At 59.5% G+C, this 19,520-nt stretch carries 20 protein-coding genes and 1 pseudogene; 20 read left to right on the forward strand and 1 reads right to left on the reverse strand.

What is annotated here, in order from left to right:
• Positions 1–1,534 precede the first annotated feature (1,534 nt).
• The 20 genes and pseudogenes from QZY48_RS16765 to QZY48_RS16860 all read left to right on the forward strand — a co-directional run bounded on the left by QZY48_RS16765 (position 1,535) and on the right by QZY48_RS16860 (position 18,027).
• Entirely contained in the window at positions 1,535–1,939 is a 405-nt protein-coding gene (locus QZY48_RS16765; protein WP_295433014.1) for an FkbM family methyltransferase, read from the forward strand.
• Between the two features lie 167 nt (positions 1,940–2,106).
• Positions 2,107–3,191: pseudogene (locus QZY48_RS16770) on the forward strand (ISAs1 family transposase).
• A 490-nt stretch (positions 3,192–3,681) separates the two neighbouring features.
• Positions 3,682–5,226 carry a hypothetical protein gene (locus tag QZY48_RS16775; RefSeq protein WP_295433017.1) on the forward strand — a complete coding sequence of 515 codons (1,545 nt, stop codon included), beginning with the start codon at positions 3,682–3,684 and terminating at the stop codon, positions 5,224–5,226.
• A 185-nt stretch (positions 5,227–5,411) separates the two neighbouring features.
• A complete protein-coding gene (locus QZY48_RS16780) occupies positions 5,412–5,882 on the forward strand; it encodes a bifunctional 2-polyprenyl-6-hydroxyphenol methylase/3-demethylubiquinol 3-O-methyltransferase UbiG (RefSeq protein WP_295433019.1) in 471 nt (156 codons plus the stop codon).
• A 171-nt stretch (positions 5,883–6,053) separates the two neighbouring features.
• A complete protein-coding gene (locus QZY48_RS16785; RefSeq protein WP_295433020.1) occupies positions 6,054–6,320 on the forward strand; it encodes a hypothetical protein in 267 nt (88 codons plus the stop codon).
• A complete protein-coding gene (locus QZY48_RS16790) occupies positions 6,317–7,012 on the forward strand; it encodes a WbqC family protein (RefSeq protein ID WP_295433024.1) in 696 nt (231 codons plus the stop codon). The genes QZY48_RS16785 and QZY48_RS16790 overlap by 4 nt, the downstream gene beginning before the upstream one ends.
• Positions 7,009–7,944 carry a glycosyltransferase family 2 protein gene (locus tag QZY48_RS16795; RefSeq protein WP_295433027.1) on the forward strand — a complete coding sequence of 312 codons (936 nt, stop codon included), beginning with the start codon at positions 7,009–7,011 and terminating at the stop codon, positions 7,942–7,944. The genes QZY48_RS16790 and QZY48_RS16795 overlap by 4 nt, the downstream gene beginning before the upstream one ends.
• Positions 7,919–8,614 carry a class I SAM-dependent methyltransferase gene (locus tag QZY48_RS16800; RefSeq protein ID WP_295433030.1) on the forward strand — a complete coding sequence of 232 codons (696 nt, stop codon included), beginning with the start codon at positions 7,919–7,921 and terminating at the stop codon, positions 8,612–8,614. Before QZY48_RS16795 ends, QZY48_RS16800 begins: the two co-directional genes overlap by 26 nt.
• A gap of 3 nt (positions 8,615–8,617) precedes the next feature.
• The gene (locus tag QZY48_RS16805; RefSeq protein ID WP_295433033.1) at positions 8,618–9,607 is read left to right on the forward strand and encodes a methyltransferase domain-containing protein; all 990 of its coding nucleotides are present in this window, start codon (positions 8,618–8,620) and stop codon (positions 9,605–9,607) included.
• 6 nt (positions 9,608–9,613) lie between these two features.
• On the forward strand, positions 9,614–10,561 hold the full coding sequence (locus QZY48_RS16810; protein ID WP_295433036.1) for a hypothetical protein: 948 nt from the start codon (positions 9,614–9,616) through the stop codon (positions 10,559–10,561).
• On the forward strand, positions 10,558–11,229 hold the full coding sequence (locus QZY48_RS16815) for an acetyltransferase (protein ID WP_295433038.1): 672 nt from the start codon (positions 10,558–10,560) through the stop codon (positions 11,227–11,229). Before QZY48_RS16810 ends, QZY48_RS16815 begins: the two co-directional genes overlap by 4 nt.
• Position 11,230: 1 nt before the next feature.
• The gene (locus QZY48_RS16820; protein ID WP_295433040.1) at positions 11,231–11,470 is read left to right on the forward strand and encodes an acyl carrier protein; all 240 of its coding nucleotides are present in this window, start codon (positions 11,231–11,233) and stop codon (positions 11,468–11,470) included.
• A complete protein-coding gene (locus tag QZY48_RS16825) occupies positions 11,460–12,200 on the forward strand; it encodes an SDR family oxidoreductase (protein ID WP_295433044.1) in 741 nt (246 codons plus the stop codon). Before QZY48_RS16820 ends, QZY48_RS16825 begins: the two co-directional genes overlap by 11 nt.
• 1 nt (position 12,201) lies before the next feature.
• Complete coding sequence (locus QZY48_RS16830; protein WP_295433047.1) at positions 12,202–12,978, forward strand: GNAT family N-acetyltransferase; 777 nt, start codon at positions 12,202–12,204, stop codon at positions 12,976–12,978.
• A gap of 18 nt (positions 12,979–12,996) precedes the next feature.
• On the forward strand, positions 12,997–14,556 hold the full coding sequence (locus QZY48_RS16835; RefSeq protein WP_295433052.1) for an amino acid adenylation domain-containing protein: 1,560 nt from the start codon (positions 12,997–12,999) through the stop codon (positions 14,554–14,556).
• Complete coding sequence (locus QZY48_RS16840; protein WP_295433053.1) at positions 14,540–14,995, forward strand: GtrA family protein; 456 nt, start codon at positions 14,540–14,542, stop codon at positions 14,993–14,995. Before QZY48_RS16835 ends, QZY48_RS16840 begins: the two co-directional genes overlap by 17 nt.
• 44 nt (positions 14,996–15,039) lie before the next feature.
• Positions 15,040–16,167, forward strand: a complete 1,128-nt coding sequence (rffA, locus tag QZY48_RS16845) for a dTDP-4-amino-4,6-dideoxygalactose transaminase (protein WP_295433055.1) — start codon at positions 15,040–15,042, stop codon at positions 16,165–16,167.
• A gap of 18 nt (positions 16,168–16,185) precedes the next feature.
• Positions 16,186–16,368 (forward strand): hypothetical protein, encoded by a 183-nt coding sequence (locus QZY48_RS16850; RefSeq protein WP_295433058.1) that lies wholly within the window; start codon positions 16,186–16,188, stop codon positions 16,366–16,368.
• Between the two features lie 760 nt (positions 16,369–17,128).
• Positions 17,129–17,389, forward strand: coding sequence for a hypothetical protein (locus QZY48_RS16855; RefSeq protein ID WP_295433061.1), 261 nt, complete (start codon positions 17,129–17,131; stop codon positions 17,387–17,389).
• Between the two features lie 17 nt (positions 17,390–17,406).
• A complete protein-coding gene (locus QZY48_RS16860; RefSeq protein ID WP_295433064.1) occupies positions 17,407–18,027 on the forward strand; it encodes an FkbM family methyltransferase in 621 nt (206 codons plus the stop codon).
• Positions 18,028–18,249: 222 nt separating this feature from the next.
• Here the strand turns inward: QZY48_RS16860 and QZY48_RS16865 are convergent, their stop codons facing one another.
• The gene (locus QZY48_RS16865; RefSeq protein ID WP_295433066.1) at positions 18,250–19,209 is read right to left on the reverse strand and encodes a hypothetical protein; all 960 of its coding nucleotides are present in this window, start codon (positions 19,207–19,209) and stop codon (positions 18,250–18,252) included.
• Positions 19,210–19,520 lie beyond the last annotated feature (311 nt).

Raw genomic sequence — 19,520 nt, forward strand, 5'->3', positions numbered from 1 at the left:
CAACCACGACGGGGCCGGATTCCGGGTCCAACCAAACCACGCCAAATTCAAAATTGAATGCGTGCAGGGAAGAAAGTTGCGTGCTATTGATTGACATGGAACCGGATCCTGAAATTGGAGATGAAGCAAGCGAGAAGGTCAGTGCCTCATGTCAGGATAAGTAATTTTTCAGTTGTTACTTTGCTTTCGAGCAAGATTCGCTTGTTTTTCACTTTTGATTGAATGCATTTTGTCGGCAGATGGGTGGCCTCGGCTTATTTGATTACAACGAGGAGCTGGAATCCTGCGATGTAAGTAGTCGATTGAATTTCGTATTTGTACGATTGAATTTTGTATTTTGTTCGTGTTCGCTTCCCTGATTATTTATTTTATCGCAGAGCTATTCTCAGGTTGACGATTTGATCCCGGACGATTTTCCACGGGGACCATGATTATCGGCCGAGGATGCTAAACTTGAAATCAATCTTTACTGTACCGATCCGCTTACGGGCGGAGGCGGATGGGCTGTAAGTTGGGATGGGTTGGATACAAAATACTATTCGCCGGCGAGCTCGCACTGGAGGAGAATCCGCTGCGCAAATCGACACGATCCTGCCGGCAAAGGACACGGCTGTCGTCCCGGCATCCACTTGCTGTCGAATCAGATGGACAACCTGCGCGCGCAGCGATGCGGGCTGGCATTCCGGATCAGTTCATGATTCTCGGTGAACAGCTTCGTCATGCTGCTCTGCCAGCCGGCACCATCAACGACATTCTCGTGCTGATTGCGTGCGCATCTGGGTTATAACAATGTTAGTTCTGTGACTGATTCAACTATGTTATAACTTGGTTATTAATGGTACTGGACTAACTGTGTTATCACATAGTTAATTTTTCATGACAATTGACTTTGTTATAACTAAGTTAACCTCTGCACGCTGACATAACTCAGTTATAACAGTGTTTTATATGAAATTTCTATAACTCAGTTTTAGCTATGTTTTTATTAGGTGATGTTTTTCACGTCTCTACGTTCAGAGATCTCATATGTACCCAAACCAAAGATGAATCGATTGCCTTCATGATTGCGGTTACATCGTTTCGATCTGTTGCGGCACCACCTTCTTTGTCCATGGCGTCGTCGACATCAACCCCTCGAACTGTGGTGGGCCTGGTGGAGGCTGGGTCCCCTGCAGCGTCATCCATATCAAATCCATCCCCGCAGAAACATAAGACATGCCTTCAGCCTTCAGCCTTCAGCCTTCAGCCTTCAGCCTTCAGCCTTCAGCCTTCAGCTTTGCGTTTCAAACGTTTCTGACCACCCGGCGCATCACCTGTGGGTGGTCGCCTGCGGCTCCAAGACGGCTCGTAAGGTGCTGATGCACTGATGGCTGACGGCTGACTGCTCTTCCCAGGGGATTGGTGACGCGGACAATCGGGGAGGGCATGGTGAAAACCCTGGCACTGGCTCCCAGCTTCGCACCCTAACATCCGGACAGGCCCCTGGTGTAGGGGCGGTTTTGAAACCCGCCCCTACGTCCGGCTATCACGTCCGATGGCCATACCATCCTTGGCACTGGCTCCCGGCATCTGGCCGGGAGGACGGGGTTGTCTCTTCTTTCGTCATTCCGGCAGGATGCTGGAATCCAGTGCCAGGGCGGGCGAGCTCGCCACTCGGGCGGTAGGTGCGCGCGTCCTCGCGATCGAGCCGATCCCGGATACCTTCGCTTGGTTGACGCGAAACGTCGCGGTGAACGGGCTGGGCGAGCGGATGCGGGTGCTCAACCTGGGGCTGGGGCGGCGGGAGGGTCGGCTGCGCTTCACTGGCGGATTGGATACGGTCAATCAGGTGCTCGCCGAGGGTGAGTTGGCCGAGGATGCGCTGGAGGTGCCGGTGCGCACCCTGGATGCGGTGCTGGACGGCCAGTCGCCGACCAGGGCAATCGCATCAGATAATTAGCAAATACCGTTAGACTAAGCGCGAGCACAACGCGACAATCCACTGCCTTTTCTGTCTTATGGAATGGCCCGATGTGCGAAACAACCCTGGATCGGTCGCTGGCCGGGCATTTTACCGTGCTGGAAGACCCGCGCTGCCCGATCAAGCGTCGCCACAACCTGATCGACATGATCGTCATCGCCATTGCGGCAACCCTCTGCGGCGCGGACGGCAGGGTGGCCATCGCGGAGTTCGGGCGCACGAAGCAGCCGTGGTTTGCGCAGTTCCTGGAGTTGCCCAACGGTATCTCGGCCCACGACACGTTCGGGCGGGTGTTCGCGTTGCTGGCGCCGGACGCATTCGAGACGTGCTTTCGCGCCTGGGCGGCGTCGATTCGTGAAGTGATCCCCGGCGAGATCATCGCGATCGACGGACGCTGCGCCGCTCCCACGATCGTGCCAAGGGTCTTGCCGCGCTGCATGTGGTCAGCGCGTGGGCGACGGCCAACCGCGTCGTTCTCGGTCAGGTCTCCACCGACGCGAAGTCCAACGAGATCACGGCGATCCCGCAGTTGCTGGCGTTGCTGCGCCTCCAGGGCTGCATCGTCACCATTGATGCGATGGGTTGTCAGACCAAGATCGCCGAGCAGATCATCGCGCAGGGGGGCGATTATGTGCTGGCACTCAAGGGCAACCAGGGCACGCTGGCTGCCGAAGTCGAGGAGGCGTTCATCGACGACGACGCGCGGGATTACGCGCAGGGCGACACGCAGGTGCTCGAAACCCACGAGCATGGTCATGGGCGGGTGGAGACCCGCCGCTACCGGACCTTGGGTGATCTCTCCGGCGTACCGCGCAGCGCCCTCTGGAAGGGTATGAACATGATCGGTATGGTCGAGTCGCAGCGCGAAGTCGATGGCAAGATCGCCCGCGAAACCCGCTTCTACATCGGCAGTATCGCCACGGACGTGGCCTGCTTCGCCCGTGCCGTGCGTGATCACTGGGGCGTGGAGAACGATCTGCATTGGAGTCTCGATGTGGCCTTCCGTGAAGATGACTGCCGAGTGCGCGAACCTGCGGCCCGTGATAACCTGGCCGTACTGCGCGACATTGCGCTGACGCGCCTGAAGAACGACAACACCAAGCTCGGCATCAAAAACAAACGCTTGAAGGCCGGTTGGGATGAACGCTACTTGACGAAGTTGCTCTTTGAAGCACCGGATGACAAGCCAAAAACAGATGCATTAGATTCTACGAATATTAGAGTAACGTGATGCGATTGCCCTGGTGGCGGGAGGCACTTGTGCCGCCCTGGATCTGGGTACCGGGCACGGGTATTCGGTGCGTCAGGTGATCAGTGTCATTGAGGCGTTGGCTGGCTGTCGGGTTCCTGTTCGGTAGGCTCCCCGCCGCGCTGGCGATCCGCCGGTGTTAGTCGCCGACCCAAGACGTGCAGACGTGCCATGCAGCGGCTGAATTGGAGTCCGGTGCATTCGAACCTACCTCGGATCGTGGAAACAGCTTGGCGATGGTATGATGCTCACGCTGGGTTAGAAAATTTGCATTCTGTTTCGCTTATCCTTCAGTTTTGTACTGGCTGAGAGTTACTCTCCCGGGAGCAAAAGTTTATCAGTCGTGCGCGCCAGGTACCGCGCCACGTTCGGGGATCAGCGCGGCGCGCACGCCGGATTAAGCTTAATCGTTATGGTCGTTAAAGTTAACGCAAACCGTTAACATTTATGGCGTTCAATGTGGGAATGAAATATGACGCAGCGGCAAGCATTCCTTAGCCTGGCAATGGCCTTTTTAGTGTTGACCGGCGTCACTGCCACCACTCTCACCATTTCACCGGTCATCTGGCAAGACGAAGTCCAAATTGTTGACTTTGGCAGAACGGCACTGCCGAATGCCGATCTTGGATGGGGGATAAGCTGGCTTGTGCCGGGCAATCGTCCGGAGGTAGCATTCAGTTACCTTGGCCCTTTGGTGCAAGAATGGGCATTTCGCAACTTCGATGGCATGGCGGGTGTCCGCCTGGCCGCGCTTGCGGGCGCCGGGCTTGCGTCATTTGCGATGTTTGGTTGGTTACGCGCGCGAGCGGTTTTGCCGGAGGTGGCATTGTTTGGTGCTTTGCTGTTCATGCTCGATCCCATGATCTCCCAAAGCTATCGTGGCGCTCGGGTCGATACCTTGGCGATGGGTATGATGTTTTTGGGTTTTTTGGCGGTTCAGCTTGGGCGTAAAGACAACGACGGTTGGCGTATCCGAGGCGAACAGGTCATTGTCGGGTTGTGCGTCGGCTCAGCTGGATTGATCTGGCCATCGGCAATCCTGTTGCTGCCGCTTCTAATCTATGAACTTTGGACGGGGGCGTCGGCTTTAACGGCGGGTGTCGTTGACAAATTGAAAAGGGTGGTCCCGGAAATTTTTTATATCGGTTTGTTCGCCGCGATGACGATCACAATATTCCTGTTCTTTCGTTTTCAAGATGGCATGCTTGATGCTATTAGAAACATGTTCCAGTCGACAGCAACAAACCAAAATTATCTTGCGCATGTTGATGGTCAAGCTCGTGTTCTATGGCATGGCGTGTTAGGCGTCTTACTCAGTTTCAAATATGATCCATGGCTCCCGTTATTTGCAACTCTATTGATCCTGATCGATCGACGCTTTGGTTTAATCGTCGGAATTTTGATCGTACTTGGGGTGGCTGTTGTCACTAATCCATATATTCATCGAGTCATATATGTGATCCCATATTTAATTCTAGCGGTCGTACTGGGAATATCAGGGTTGATAGCTGTTCGATCCGATCGTCGCCATCGTTCTTTTGCAACAATGATCGTGGTGGTTATGCTGATGTGGTCGGCAGCGATTACCATAGGCGGAAGGACATGGGTAAGCATCCAAGAGAAAGATGTCCGTGATCCAATGCTGATTCAAAAACTGGGTCAGTTGATGATCGGTAAAGGCGCTTATCGTGTCTATATAGACCCTTGGATTTTTTATTATGCTGGACGACAGCTCGAGTGGCAAATGTACCGATCGTTTTACGAAAAACCAGAAGTGCTAACGCCTGAGTGGAAGATCTTTATAAAGAACATGGACTTCCTGATTTTCTCGGATGGTGATGTATCATTGAGCCTTCATCAGATTTTGACGGAAAGCGGGTTTGCGTCGATAGTCGTCAACCCTGTAAATTTATCTGAAAATCGCTTGAACGACCATAGAAAGGCAATAGTTGGCTATATGCAGAATTTTGTAATTTACGGAAAGAAGCCTATGGGTAAAAGCATTGGTGCTAGATGATCCGCATCTACTTCCCCGGTTTGCATCTGCCTGTTCTGAGCGATCGCTACTAATTTAGGGGGCGAAAAATTTATAGAGTAATCCGTGATTACACCCTTGCCCCTGACGGCATCTATGAGCCCGCCAACTCCATCCAACACCGGAGCGAGGAGTATGAGCAATCCGGCTTCGACACCCTCTGGGCGATGCAGGAGCGGCATTTCTGGTATCTTGGCAGACATCGCTTCCTACTTGGCGCACTTGATCGGCATCTGTCGAGCGGGCCCCTGCCGTGGGCAACCGTGGACCTCGGTGGAGGGGTAGGCGGCTGGCTCCGTTATCTCGCCGACCGCCGGCCCGGCCGCTTCCAGCCGCTGGCGCTGGCTGATTCCTCGCGGGTCGCGTTGCGGATGGCGGGGGGTGTGCTGCCCGTCGGCGTGCAGCGCTACCAAGTGGACCTGATGAACTTGGGCTGGCGCGAATGCTGGGATGTTGCCTTCCTGCTGGACGTGATCGAGCACCTGCCAGACGACTTGCGGGCATTGCAAGAGGCGCGTCACGCTCTCAAACCGGGGGGCCTGTTGTTCGTCACCACTCCGGCGCTGCCTAGGGTGTTCATTCTGCGCCTCTGGGAGCACAAGTCCGTCATGCGTTTTCTGTCGCGCCAAGAGGCATAAGTACCATTTGTAATCAGTTGCTTACGCCCAATGTGCGCACCGGAAGGCGGGGGACGAAAAACTGCATGAAATGGCTCAGATTGAACAGCCTAGGCGCTGCCTCAGTTCTGGAGCTACAATGATGACATCGCCCACCACCTGCGTCGCTACACCCGCCAGGAGTTTGTCCGCTTGGCCGATCAGGCCGGTCTTCAGTTGATCGATGCACGCTATTTCATGTTCCTGCTCAGCCCCCTATACTGGCTCACCCGCCACCGGCCCGGGATCGCCGCGATGACCGAGGCGCAGAAGCGGGAGCTAGTGATCCGCGCCCACCACGTCCCGGCCGCACCGCTCAACGGGTTGCTCGCCGCCATTTTCGCGGCGGAGACCCCGCTCGGTCACTGGGTTCGGTTCCCGTGGGGGACGTCGATCCTTGGAGTATTTCGCAAGCCATGAAAAAGGTTGCCATTCTCCAATCAAACTACATCCCCTGGAAGGGCTATTTTGACCTTATCGCCGCAGTCGATGAGTTCATCCTGTACGACGATATGCAGTACACGCGCCGGGATTGGCGCAACCGTAATAAAATCAAGACACCTCTGGGTCTCCAGTGGCTCACGGTGCCAGTGAAGGTCAAGGGTAAATATCACCAGACAATCAAAGAGACCGAGAATGACGGTTCGGACTGGCAGGAAAGCCACTGGAAATCCTTGGTCGCCAATTATCGGCGCTCGGCCCATTTCGAGGAACTGTCATCAGCGCTCTCACCTTTCTACCTGGAACGTTCCTATTTGCATCTTTCCACCCTGAACCGCACCCTGATCGACTGGGTTTGTGGTTATCTCGGCATCGCGACGCGGATTACCACCTCGTCCGACTATCGGCTGGTCGATGGCAAGACGGAGCGGTTACTTGATCTCTGCCTTCAAACCGGCGCCACCGAGTATATCTCCGGCCCCGCGGCGCGAGGTTATCTCGACGAGACCTTGTTCGCTGATGCCGGCATCGCGGTAAACTTCTTTGATTACGGGGGCTATCCCAGCTATCCCCAGCTCTGGGGGACTTTCGAGCACGGCGTCAGCATCCTTGATCTCCTCTTCAACTGCGGCGCGGACTCGCCCCGTTACCTGCATTACGTTTCGCCATGAAGCTTTCCATCGTTGCAACGCTCTATCAGTCATGTCAGTATCTCCCCGAATTTCATCGTCGGGCGAGTGCAGCGGCGAAGCAGCTTGTAGGAGATGACTATGAAATCGTCCTAGTAAACGATGGATCTCCTGACAATAGCTTGGAAGTTGTTATGCAACTTGCCGATAGCGATGACCATCTGGTGGTGGTGGACCTTTCACGCAATTTTGGACATCATAAAGCCATGATGGCCGGTCTCGAACATGCCGCGGGGGACCTGATTTTCCTGATCGATTCTGATCTTGAAGAGGAGCCTGAGTGGTTGCAAGGCTTCTTTGCTACAATGACCGACGAGGCCGCGGATGTGGTTTATGGGCGGCAGCAGCAGCGTAAGGGCGGCCGGTTCGAGCGGTGGAGCGGCGCGATCTATTATTCGGTTTTCAATTGGATGGCCAATATCGATCATCCCAGGAATATTGTTACCGCGCGACTGATGACTCGACGATATGTGGATGCCTTGGTGCAATACCGCGAGCGTGAAATGGTGATTTCTTGTCTCTGGGTAATTACCGGATTCAAGCAAGTTGATCTAGCGGTCAGCAAACACGCGTCAAGTAAGACCACGTACAGCTTGGCGAAAAAAATTCAGCATACGATCAATGCAATTACCTCATTTAGCGAGGTCCCGCTGGCGATGATATTTTATGTGGGATTCGTGATCTTCATGGTGGCGATAATTTATACGGTAACACTAATCTTCAACAGATTATTTTTTTCTCGTCCTCTCGACGGATGGACATCTGTCATGGTCTCCGTCTGGATGTTGGGCGGCATGGTAATCTCTTTTATAGGGGTGATAGGCGCTTATCTGTCTAAAATTTTCATCGAGACCAAGCAAAGACCATATGTGATTGTCAGGGGTATTTATGCAAAATCGCGACACCACCATTGACTTGAGCTACGAGCAATTCTACGCTCAGCGTGCAGGGACCAAGGTGTATCCCACGGAATTTGTCGTTCGTACCTTCCTTGCTAATTACCCGGGGCTGCGATTTCTGAAACCCGCGCCCGGTGATCGTATACTGGATATCGGATTTGGGGACGGACGTAACACCGCCTTCCTCTGCGAGCAGGGACTCGATGTCTCGGGCATCGAGCTGACCCAGGGCATAGTCGATCAGACCGCCGCCCGCCTGGCCAGACTCGGCCATGTTGCGGACCTGCGCATCGGCAGGAACAGCCAGATTCCATTTGCGAGCGAGTATTTCAGGTGTATCCTGGCCTGCCACTGTTGCTATTATTGCGATGAAGGCGAATTCTTCACCGAAAATCTTGCGGAATATGCGCGGGTATTGCAGCCGGGCGGCTACCTGGTCGCCTCGGTTGCGTCCCGCAACTCGTATATCTTCAAGGACGCAATTGAATTGCCTGACGGCACGTTACGCATCACCACTGACCCCTATGGGAACCGCAATGGCTACCGCCTGCAAGCATTCAACGAGACGCAGGAAATCGCGAATTGTTTCTCTCCGTTTTTTGCAGACTTCTCGTTCGGCTTTGCCGATAATGACTATTACGGCATTTTCGAGCGTATCTATTGGGTCGTGTGCCGGAGGATATGAATTATGACCGACCCGCTGGCCTACCGCTGTCTGGAACTGGGTTGTGGGGGGGCACCCCTCATCGCGGGCAGCGAAGGACTGTCCTGCCCTCGCGGCCACCGCGTTGCCTTCGCGCCGGGGAGTACGGTACCCGTGTTCGCCAGGCAGCGGCACGACGTCAACGAATACACTAGGGACGACGCGGCGATCATTCACGATAACGCCTTGCGCTGGGTGTTCGCCACCTTTGCCGATGACGAGACCGCACTGCGCACCCGTCTGGTCGCACGCCTGCGACTGGCCGCAGGGCAGCGCGTCCTGGTCACCGGCGCCGGCGCCGGAAACGATCTCCCGTTTCTCATCAGGGGCTTGGCTGGTCGGGGCGAAATCTATGCACAGGACATTGCCGAGGAGATGATCCTCACCGGCTGGCGGCGCCATCGTGCGGACCCGGCCGCCGGCGGTGTGGCACTGCATTTTTCGGTCAGCGACGCGGCCGACCTGCCATTCCCTGACGGCTACTTCGACGCCGCGTATCATTTCGGCGGCATCAATCTATTCCCGGACGTCGGTATGGGAATCGCCGAGATGACCCGCGTGGTCAGAGTCGGCGGCAGCGTCTTGATCGGTGATGAGGGCGTGGCACCATGGCTGCGGGGCACGGAATTCGGCAAGATGCTGATTTGCAACAACCCTCTGTATGCTGCGGATCTGCCGTTGGCACTGCTGCCCGCCGCCGCCCGATCTGTGCAACTCAGCTGGGAGTTGAGCAACTGCTTTTACGTCATCGCCTACTCGGTCGCCGCAGGGCCGCCCTCCGTCGATATCGACATTCCCCATGTCGGCACCCGCGGCGGCAGCATCCGGACCCGTTATTTTGGCCAGTTAGAGGGGGTAAATCCCGATTTGCGGGATCGTGTATACGCCCAGGCACAGCGTGTGGGCATGAGCCGCGTCGACTACCTCGAATCGCTGATCCGCGCCGGCCTTGCCTCCGCGTCAACTACGGACTGAATTCCGATGCAGCACTACCTAGATGAGCACCGACCCTTTCCCTGGACCAGGACCGGGCGGGTGTACGCGCCAGCAGGTACCGAATTTAGCCACGGCTCGCATCCCTGCGCGCTGCATTACCACGATGACATCTTCATCGTTGCCTTCACTCGCCGAGATCCCCAGCAGCGCTCCCATATCTTCCTGTCCTATGCGCGGGTCGATGCCGGGATCATGTCCCTGGTAGGGGAGCCGACGCTCGCCCTGGGCTATGGTTCGCCCGGGACCTTCGATTGCGACGGCGTGATCAGCGTGTGCCTAATCGCCCACCGGGGGGTCATCTACCTCTATTATGTCGGCTGGCAGAACCTCCCCGACACCCTTTGGAGCTGCGACACCGGACGGGCGATCCTCGATCCCGGGGCGCTGACACTGATACGCGAGTTCCCCGGGCCAGTTCTTGGCCGCGATAAGCACAATCCCCTTTTCGCCGCGGCCACCGCATTCCACGTAACCGGCGATATCTGGCGCACCTGGTATAACTCAGGGGTGCGTTGGGAACGTACGGCCGACGGCTGGCGGCATTACTACGGCATCCATTACGCGGAATCCCGCGATGGCATCGACTGGACCTGCCGCCCGGGTATGTGCATACCCTTTGCCGATGACTATGAATATGCCTTTGGACGTCCCAGCGTTTATTACTTGGACGGGACCTATTATATGTGGTTTGCGCACCGCGCGACACGGGATATCGCTACCTACCGCATCGGCTTCGCGTCATCGGCAGACGGTTACACTTGGCTGCGCAACGACGCCCTCGCCGGCCTAGACGTCGCCCCGCAAGGCTGGGACAGTGAGATGATCTGTTACCCCTATGTCTTCGCTCATCATGGCCTTATGTATATGCTCTACAATGGAAATGGCTATGGAAGAACCGGCTTTGGGCTCGCAGTGATGGAGTCCGGCGAATGACCAAGATAGTCTTGGTGGGCCATGCGATTACCGCTGGCGTCCTGAATTCCTATCTGCGCCGTGACCGGCGCTTCGACGTCGTGGGCCTGACTGTTGACGATGAATTCCTGGATCAGGGTGGCGTGGCGGGACTCCCGGCGGTGGGTCTATCACAGCTTCAGGAGCGCTTTCCCCCTGCAACGACCAGGCTGCTGATGGCGGTCGGCTACAATGACCTCAATCGCGTGCGCGAATCGCTTTTCATGAGCGTGAAGGCCATGGGATACGGCGTGGAAACCTATGTCCATCCGGACGCGAAGGTATTCACGGAGATCCCGTTGGGCGAAGGCTGCGTGGTCCTGCCGGGTGCCGTGCTCGAGCCGCACGCGCGGCTGGGTGCCAACAGCATGGTCTGGTGCAATGTCACGCTGGCCCACCACAGCAGCGTGGACGACCACTGCTGGATCGCCTCCGGGGCCGTGATTTCCGGTCAGGCCAAGGTGTTGCGCAACAGTTTCATCGGAGTCAATGCGACGGTCGTCAACGAGGTGACGGTCGGCGAATATAACATCGTCGGTGCAAATGCCCTCATGTCGAAGGATACCAAGTCCCATACCGTGCATCTCGCCCGGTCCGCAGAGCCTTTCCGCTACTCGTCCGATGACTATGTAAAGTATTTCGGGGTCTGATATGAACCAACAGTTAGCGGTACTGCTGGCCGACGTCTTCGCCATGCGCGTGTCCGATATTCATCCCGATCTCAAGAAGGACGACGTGGGGTCCTGGGACTCCCTGAAACAGATGGACCTGGTGATGAGCCTGGAGCGCACCTATGGCATTGCGCTCGACATCCCCGACATTCTGCAGATGGTGTCAGTCGCCGCCGTCATCGCGGTGCTGATCGCCAAGGGGGTTGACCTTGGAGATTGAAGGGGCCATCGCGCTGGTAACCGGCGGCGCTCAGGGACTGGGTCTCGCGATTGCCGCCCACCTGGCTGCTCTGGGGGCCAGGGTCGTCGTCGCCGACCACAACGCCGAGACCCTGAGCCGACTCCCGGAGGGACTGGAGCCCGCCCGCCTGGATGTCACGCAACCCGCGGAGGTCAAGGCCGCGGTGGCGGAGATCCTGGCGCGGCACGAGCGGCTGGACATATTGGTCAACAACGCGGGGAGCATCTATAGCGAGGCCTTCGTCAACCTGATGAATCCCGCGGGCATCATGCACGACTACGAGCGCTTCCGCCGCTCGCTCACGGTCAACCTGGACTCAGTCTTCATCGTTACCTCGGCGGTGGTTGAGCAGATGGTCAGGCGCCGGACCGGGGGCGCCATCGTGAACATCAGTTCGATCAGCGCCGGCGGCAATGAAGGACAAACCGCCTATGCCGCGGCCAAGGCCGGCGTCAACGCTATGACTGTCACCTGGGCGAAGGAACTGGGCCGCTGGGGCATTCGCTGCAATGCCGTTGCACCGGGATTCATCGCGACCGTATCCACCCAGGGCGCTCTGACTGCATCGGTGTTGAAACATATCCAGGACAGCACGCCGCTGCGGCGCCTGGGCGAGGCCAGCGAGGTCGCCCAGGCGGTGTCCTGCGTCATTGCCAACGACTTCATCAACGGGGCTGTGCTCAACGTCAACGGCGGTTTGACCATCTGACATGTTTAAGCTCGACTACACGCAATACGCCGCAGCCTATGACTTCTACCTCAAAGGCCCGGCGTTCTTTCCGTTAATCGGGGCTGTCCTGAGCAGCGAGCAGGACGGTGTCGTCTATGGGGACGCGCGAACGGCGGCGCGTCGCATTTACGTCGAGCACGCCTTTGGCTTCGCGCAGGTCTACGGTGAGTCCGGCGCGGCCTTCGATCTGGAACTGAAGCGCTATCTGTTGCGCGACCAGGCCTTCGCCGCACCCAAGGTGCGGCTCTACACCCCATGCCTTCCCGCGTTTCTGGATGATGCGCGGTGCGAGCCTCTGCGCTCCTTGCGCCAGCGTTTTCTCTTGGATGCGAAGCGATTCGCGGCGACACCCAGGGCCGCCGGAGACCTCGCGGCGATCACCGTTGATGGGGCGCGACTGGACGAGGTCGAGCGGATCTTCGGGGTCGTCGGCCGCTTCTGGCGGGGGGCGGCCGATTTCCTCGGAAAATCAAATGCTGTGGTGGTGCTTCACCGGGGGCAGCCGGCCGCCCTCTGCTATGCCGCCGCCGCGGCTGATCGGCGCGCCGAGATCGACGTGCTCACCCTGCCCGAGTACCGTCGGCTGGGTGCGGGACGGCTCGCCGTCAGGCACTTTGTCGAGAGCTGTTTTCGGCAGTCAGTGGCACCGGTATGGGATTGTTTCGCCAATAACCTGGGGTCGATGCACTTGGCGCGCTCCGCCGGGTTCGTCGCTGCCGCGCCTCCCTACCCTTTTTTCACGATCACCAAGTCATAACCTGCACGCAATCCCGCTATGAGTGGCTACCACTACAACCTCGGTCGGTACTTCCAGGAAGTTGCCGAATCCCATGGCCACCGTCCGGCCTTGCGCTATCCCGAGCGGGACTATTCCTATCAGGAGTTGTTGCGCACAGCCGAGCGCCTGGGGACTTGGCTCACGGCACAAGGGTGTCGCCGTGGCGACGTGATCGCCATCGCTCACACCAAGCGTCCGTTGTCCTACGCGCTGATGATGGCCGCCCTGCGCTTGGGGGTCGCCTACGTCAATCTGGACGTGGAATCTCCGGCGGCGCGCACCTTGCGCATTCTCGATGTCAGCCGCCCCCACCTGATGTGCTATGACGATGAGCGCTATTCCGATGCGATGACTGCGCTGGCGGCGGCCGAGCGGTGCCCGTTGCTCTTCCTCGCGCAGGATCGCGTGCCCGAGGTGGGCGCCGCGGACCTGGCGCAGCAGCAGGCCCTCATGGCGGGCGTGGATGGCTCTAGCGTCGCGTATATCATGTTCACCTCCGGCTCAACGGGGGTGCCGAAGGGCGTCGCGGTGACCCACCAGAACGTCCTGCATTTCATCGCCTGGGGCCAGCTGTGCTTCGCGATCGAGACCCAGGACAACTTCGCGAATCTGAGCCCGATGTATTTCGATAACTCGGTCTTCGACTTCTACGTTGCGCTCTTTTCCGGGGCCTGCCTGAGCCCGATCGCTCGGGAACTCCTCACCCGCCCCTACGAACTGGTGAATCAGGTTGATCGTCTGGGATGCACCCTGTGGTTTTGCGTCCCGTCGCTACTCATCTATCTCATGGCCATGAAGGCGATGCAGTCCGTCGCACTGTCGGGGCTTCGCACGATCGTCTTCGGCGGCGAGGGCTACCCCAAGATCGAGCTCAAGAAGTTGTACGACCTGTTTTCTCACCAGGCGCGGCTCGTCAATGTGTACGGGCCCACCGAGTGCACCTGTATCTGCAGCGCCTACACCCTGGGCGCTCACGATTTCAATGACTTAGCGGGACTGCCGCCGCTCGGCCGGCTGAATCCCAATTTCGATTACCGCATCCTCAATGCGGAGGACCAGGACTCGGACCTAGGAGAACTCTGCCTGATCGGGCCCAATGTGGCCGCCGGCTACTTCAATGACGAGGTGCGGACGGCGTCCACCTTCCTGACCCTGACGGATTCCAAGCGTTTCATGAAACGGATGTATCGCACGGGCGATCTCGTCCGGGAGGACCGCGGCGACCTCTGGTTCGTCGGCCGCAAGGATAATCAGATCAAGCATATGGGATACCGGATCGAGTTGGAGGAGATCGAGAACGCGCTGGTGACCATCCCGCAGGTCCGGCAGGCCGCGGTGATCTACCGGCGCGACCATGCCGCCTACGGCAAGCTGGTTGGTTTCGTCGATTGCTGGGAGACCGCGGACAGCGCCGCCATCTTGTCCGCGCTGCGCGATCTGGTGCCTGATTACATGATCCCGAGTCGTCTCGTCGCCATGGCGGAGCTGCCGAAAAACGCGAACGGCAAGGTCGATCGGCTGGTACTGAAAGCACTGCTCGATGACCAGCCATCGTAAACCCTCCCGATTGCTGACGAGTGCCTTGCAACTGGTCCGGTACGGTCTGGTGGGATTGCTTGTCAATCTCTTCGGTTATCTCGTTTACCTGGGGGTGACTTGGCTCGGGGTCTCACCGAAGGCGGCGCTGACCCTGCTCTATCCGGTCGGCGTCCTCTACGGTTATTTCCTGCACGCGCGTTACAGTTTCGGCTACCAGGGGAAAACCGGCAGCAGCTTGGGACGCTACGGCTTGGCTCATGTCTTCGGCTATCTCACCAATGTCGGGATGCTGTTTGTGCTGGTGGATATTCTTGGATACCCGCACCAGGCAGTGCAGCTGGCCGCGATCTTCGTCGTGGCCGGACAGTTGTTTCTGACCTTCAAGTTTTTTGTTTTCAAGACACGGCCGGCCTCCCGCACCGCGGCAGCCGCCGCAGCGACATCGGGCGTGCGCTGATGAATGTGCAGCCGCCTACGATGGCCACGGCGAGGTTCTGACCAATGATCGGCTTCAACAAGCCCTACATGACCGGCAAGGAGTTGTGGAATATTGCCGTTGCGCACTCGAATAGCCACCTAGCCGGCGACGGCGACTTCACTAAGCAGTGCCAAGGCTGGCTGGAACAACGCACCGGCTGCCGCAAGGCGCTCTTGACGCACTCCTGCACTGCCGCGCTGGAGATGGCCGCGATCCTGGTTGACATCCAGCCGGGCGACGAGGTGATCCTGCCGTCCTTCACCTTTGTCTCAACGGCCAACGCCTTCGTGCTGCGTGGCGGAGTGCCGGTGTTCGTGGACATCCGCCCCGATACGCTGAACCTGGATGAGACCAAGATTGAGGCGGCCATTACGGCCCGCACCCGTGCCATCGTACCGGTGCACTATGGCGGGGTGGGATGCGAGATGGATGTCATCATGGCGATCGCGGGGCGTCATGGGATACTGGTGATCGAGGACGCGGCGCAGGGCATCATGTCGACCTACCGGTGCCGCCCGCTCGGGTCCATCGGGCACTTGGGGACCTTCAGCTTTCACGAAACCAAGAACATCATCTCCGGCGAGGGCGGGGCGCTTCTGATCAACGACCCGGCCCTGGCCGAGCGCGCGGAGATCGTCCGTGAGAAAGGCACCAACCGCAGCCAGTTCTTTCGCGGTCAGGTGGACAAGTACACCTGGGTGGACATCGGTTCCTCCTATTTGCCGGGCGAGATCATCGCGGCCTTCCTGTGGGCGCAGATGGAGGAGGCGGACGCCATTACCGCGCGGCGATTGGCGCTTTGGGACCGCTATCACGCCGCGTTTGAACCGCTGGAGCGCGCCGGGCGCGCGCGGCGGCCGATCATCTCGGACGGCTGTAGGCACAATGCGCATCTCTACTATCTGCTGCTGCGTGATCTGGCGGATCGCACGGCCTTCATTGAGGCAATGAATCAGGCCGATATCAACTGTGTGTTTCACTATGTGCCGCTGCACTCGTCGCCGCGGGGGCTTCAGGTCGGGCGCGCCGCGGGTGAGTTGCCGGTGACCAGTGACCTGGCCGACCGGTTGGTGCGGTTGCCTTTGTGGTTGGGGTTGGAGGAGCAGCAGGGGCGGGTGATCGAAGCGGTCGGACGGGTGTTGCAGGAGTGATCTGAGCGGTGGCGTTTCGTGTTCTTTGATGTCTATTGCGGGTTGCATGAGTTTGAAGACCTGGCAGTCGCGCTGCGTTTCCTGCAGCCGCGCGATCTGTTCATCGACATCGGACCGAATGTCGGTTCTTACTCGATACTCGGGGCCGCGGCCGGTGCGCGTTGTTTCGCCATAGAGCCGATCCCGCGTACCTTGCTGTAGAAGTGATGTAAGGTCAGTTTGACTAACCGGGTCAATACCTCGGCCTTGATCCCGGTATTGGTGCGGGCGGAGATGCCGTGCAGGGCGTAGCGGCATTGCGGGACATTCTTTTCTTTTCTGGGGTCGGTTGGCGTGCGGTGCGCGGTTGTTCGGCGGTGCTTGAGTGCGGGGCATCGATCAACCTGGGGAGAGCAGTCAGCGGTCAGCTATAAGTGCATCAGCATCTTACGAGCCGTCTTGGGGCCGCGGGCGCCTACCCGACGAGTGATGGGCCGGGTGGTCCAGAACGCTTGAAACTCAGCGCTAAATGCTGAAAGCTGATCGCTGACTGCTCTTTTTAGGATCAAAGGCTTACCGTGAAAGTCGCGGAGCGACGTTGTGGGAGCTGCGTCCCGCCGCGATTGGCGGCGCGGGGAACGCGGCGTTGCAGGTTACCGCAGCGCCGATCGCGGCGGGACGCCGCTCCCACAGGGCGCTTTCATCTTCCGGGGCGGCAGATCCGCTCTTCCATGGCCGTTATCGTCCTGGGTGCTAGGTCCCCGGCCGCCCTGACGGGACGACGGGGTTGGGTAAGGTGGAAAGGGTTGCTGTGGGTTCCGCTCAGTGCAGCACTGCTTCCACGGTGTCGGCGGTGAGGATGCGCTCGGACCAGGCGAGCAAGGTTTTGGGGGTCCGCGCGGGCGGTGCGTGCCCGCACTGACTCGCTCGGCGGGCCGAACTTACGCTCGATAAGGCGCAGCAGGACGTTGGCGCCGCCCTCTTGCTTACCTTCTTGGCGGCCTTCCTGGCGGCCCTGTTGCCGGCCCTGCTCAATGTAGCGATCGATAAAAGTCTGCATGATGGCCTCTCCGTTCGGGGTCTCTCGCAACAGCGTCCGGACCTGCGCCTCGTCCAGGCGGGTGTTGGTCTGGACATAGTAGCGCAGCAGGGTGGACGGATTTCGGTCGCCTGGGTCTGGTCGCCGATCTGGCGAATCAATGCCAGCAGTTCCCGCAGTGGCCCGGCGGGTTCCCTGCTGTAGATGTGGCGCAAGGCTAGTTGGAGCAACCGGGTCAGCATCTCGCCCTTGATTTCGGCGTTGGTGCGCGCGTCCTCGCGATCGAGCCGATCCCGGGTACCTTCGCCTGGTTGACGCGAAACATCGCGGTGAACGGGCTGGGCGAGCGGGTGCGGGCGCACAACCTGGGGCTGGGGCGGCGGGAGGGTCGGCTGCGCTTCACGGGCGGATTGGATACGGTCAATCACGTGCTCGCTGAGGGTGAGTCGGCCGAGGATGTGCTGGAGGTGCCGGTGCGCACCCTGGATGCGATGCTGGACGGCCAGTCGCCGACCCTGATCAAGATGGATGTCGAGGGGTTCGAGAGCGAGGTGCTGGCCGGGGCGGTGCGGACCTTGGCCGATCGGGGGCTATTGGCGGTGATCATGGAGCTGAACGGCAGCGGTGGGCGGTATGGGTCCGATGAGGATGCGTTGCATGAGGCGATGTTGGGGCAGTGGTTCGAGACTCTCCGCTATCGGCCGTTCGAGCGGGTGTTGGAGCCGCTGCATGGGGCGCGTTCGGGGGGAGGGAATACGCTTTATGTCAGGGATGCTGGGCGGTTGGCGGAGCGGGTGCGGTCGGCACGGCGGTTTCGGCTGGGGATTGGCGGAGAGATTTGAGGCCGCGGGGCCGCGGTGGGGAGTGAGGACGGGGCCTTGATCACGACTCCGGCCACCAGCCGCTGCGGCGGTGGCGAATCATCCGCGGGGTGGCCAAGGCCATGTGCCCGTAGGGTCCGCTATGCGGACCGACGCTCCCGCGGTGACCGCAGTGGCCGGACCGATGATTGCGGCCGGAACGGTGGTGACCGTCGGCGTCAGCGCCACCGCCCCGGCTTGCGCCTAATGCCCGGTGCGTTTGAGCCAGGCCTTGACCTGTTCGGGGTCTAACCCGCGCAAGCGGTCTTCGGCGGCCAGCCCGCGCAAGCGGTCCTCGGCGGCCAGCCCGCGCAAGCGGTCTTCGGCGGCCAGCCCGCGTAAGCGGTCCTCTACACCCATCCGCTCCAGCAGTGCTTGGCGCTGTTCGGGGCTGAGTGCCTGCGTATCTTCGATGATCATGGGCCAGGTGTCGTGTAAGAGGTCGTGCAGCGTGTAAGCCATGTCGGGAAGCTCCAGACGGTGGACGTTGGCAAGATGGTAGCGCAGCAACTGCGCCGCCGGGCTGTGCGGCCGGTAATGGGCCAGTCCGTAGCGGATTCGATCCATCTCGCTGGCGAACAGTTCCCAGGGGGCATTGCGCGGGTGCTGGGCCAGGGCGTTCAGGACGATCAGCCGGATTCGGCGGCTGCCCCAGGCCAGATCGTAGACGCCGGGCCAGGCGCTGGGGGTCCGGGCCGCGGCGGGGAGTTGCCGAAACAGCTTCCCGGGATGGCGGGTGGCGACGGCATAGAGGCGGAAATCCGCCTCCGGCAGGAGCCGATAGCCGGCGGCTGGCGGTTCCACGGCGGCGTTCGTGTCGGCGGCCGGCGGTCGGCCCGTGGCGGCCTGGATGGAGGCGAGTTTGCGGTAGGTGACGTAGTGGCCGATCAGCTCTTCCAGCGCCCAGCCGTCCAGCGGCTCCTGTTTGGATTTGTAGCTGAGGACATTGTGCGCAGTGAGGTTTTCCAGCCCGTCGGGCAGGTCGGCCAGGGCTGCCGCCGCAGTGGCCGCCGCGGCGCCGGGTAAGCGTTCGATAATCAGCACGTCCAGCCGCTGGCTCTTGAGCGCGAGTTCCTTTTCCAACTCCACGCGCCAGGGGCGGCCGGTGAAGAGGTCGGTCAGGGCGATGCCGAAGAGTCGATGCCAGGGGGTGTGATCGCGCATCGGCGCATAGTACCGTAGCACGGCCTGGATCATGAGCACCGCTCTGCCAACGGGGTGTGATCAGAGCTGATGGGTTGACGCAGATCGCGTAGGGTACGCATCGCGTACCCGCCAGGCCGCCGCAACCGCTGGGGCCGGGTACGCGATGCGTACCCTACGGCTGCCCTTGGGGTCACCCGTAGGGCGGAACGACGATCGAGGCCGATGCGGGCCTCGATCATCATTCCGGCCACCGGGAGCGTCGCACCCCAGTGCGGCGCGGCCTATCCGCAGAACGCAACGCCGCGGTCGCTCGCGAGGCCGCGCCGCAC

This window comes from uncultured Thiodictyon sp. (genome assembly GCF_903828115.1).
In the GTDB taxonomy this organism is placed as follows: domain Bacteria; phylum Pseudomonadota; class Gammaproteobacteria; order Chromatiales; family Chromatiaceae; genus Thiodictyon.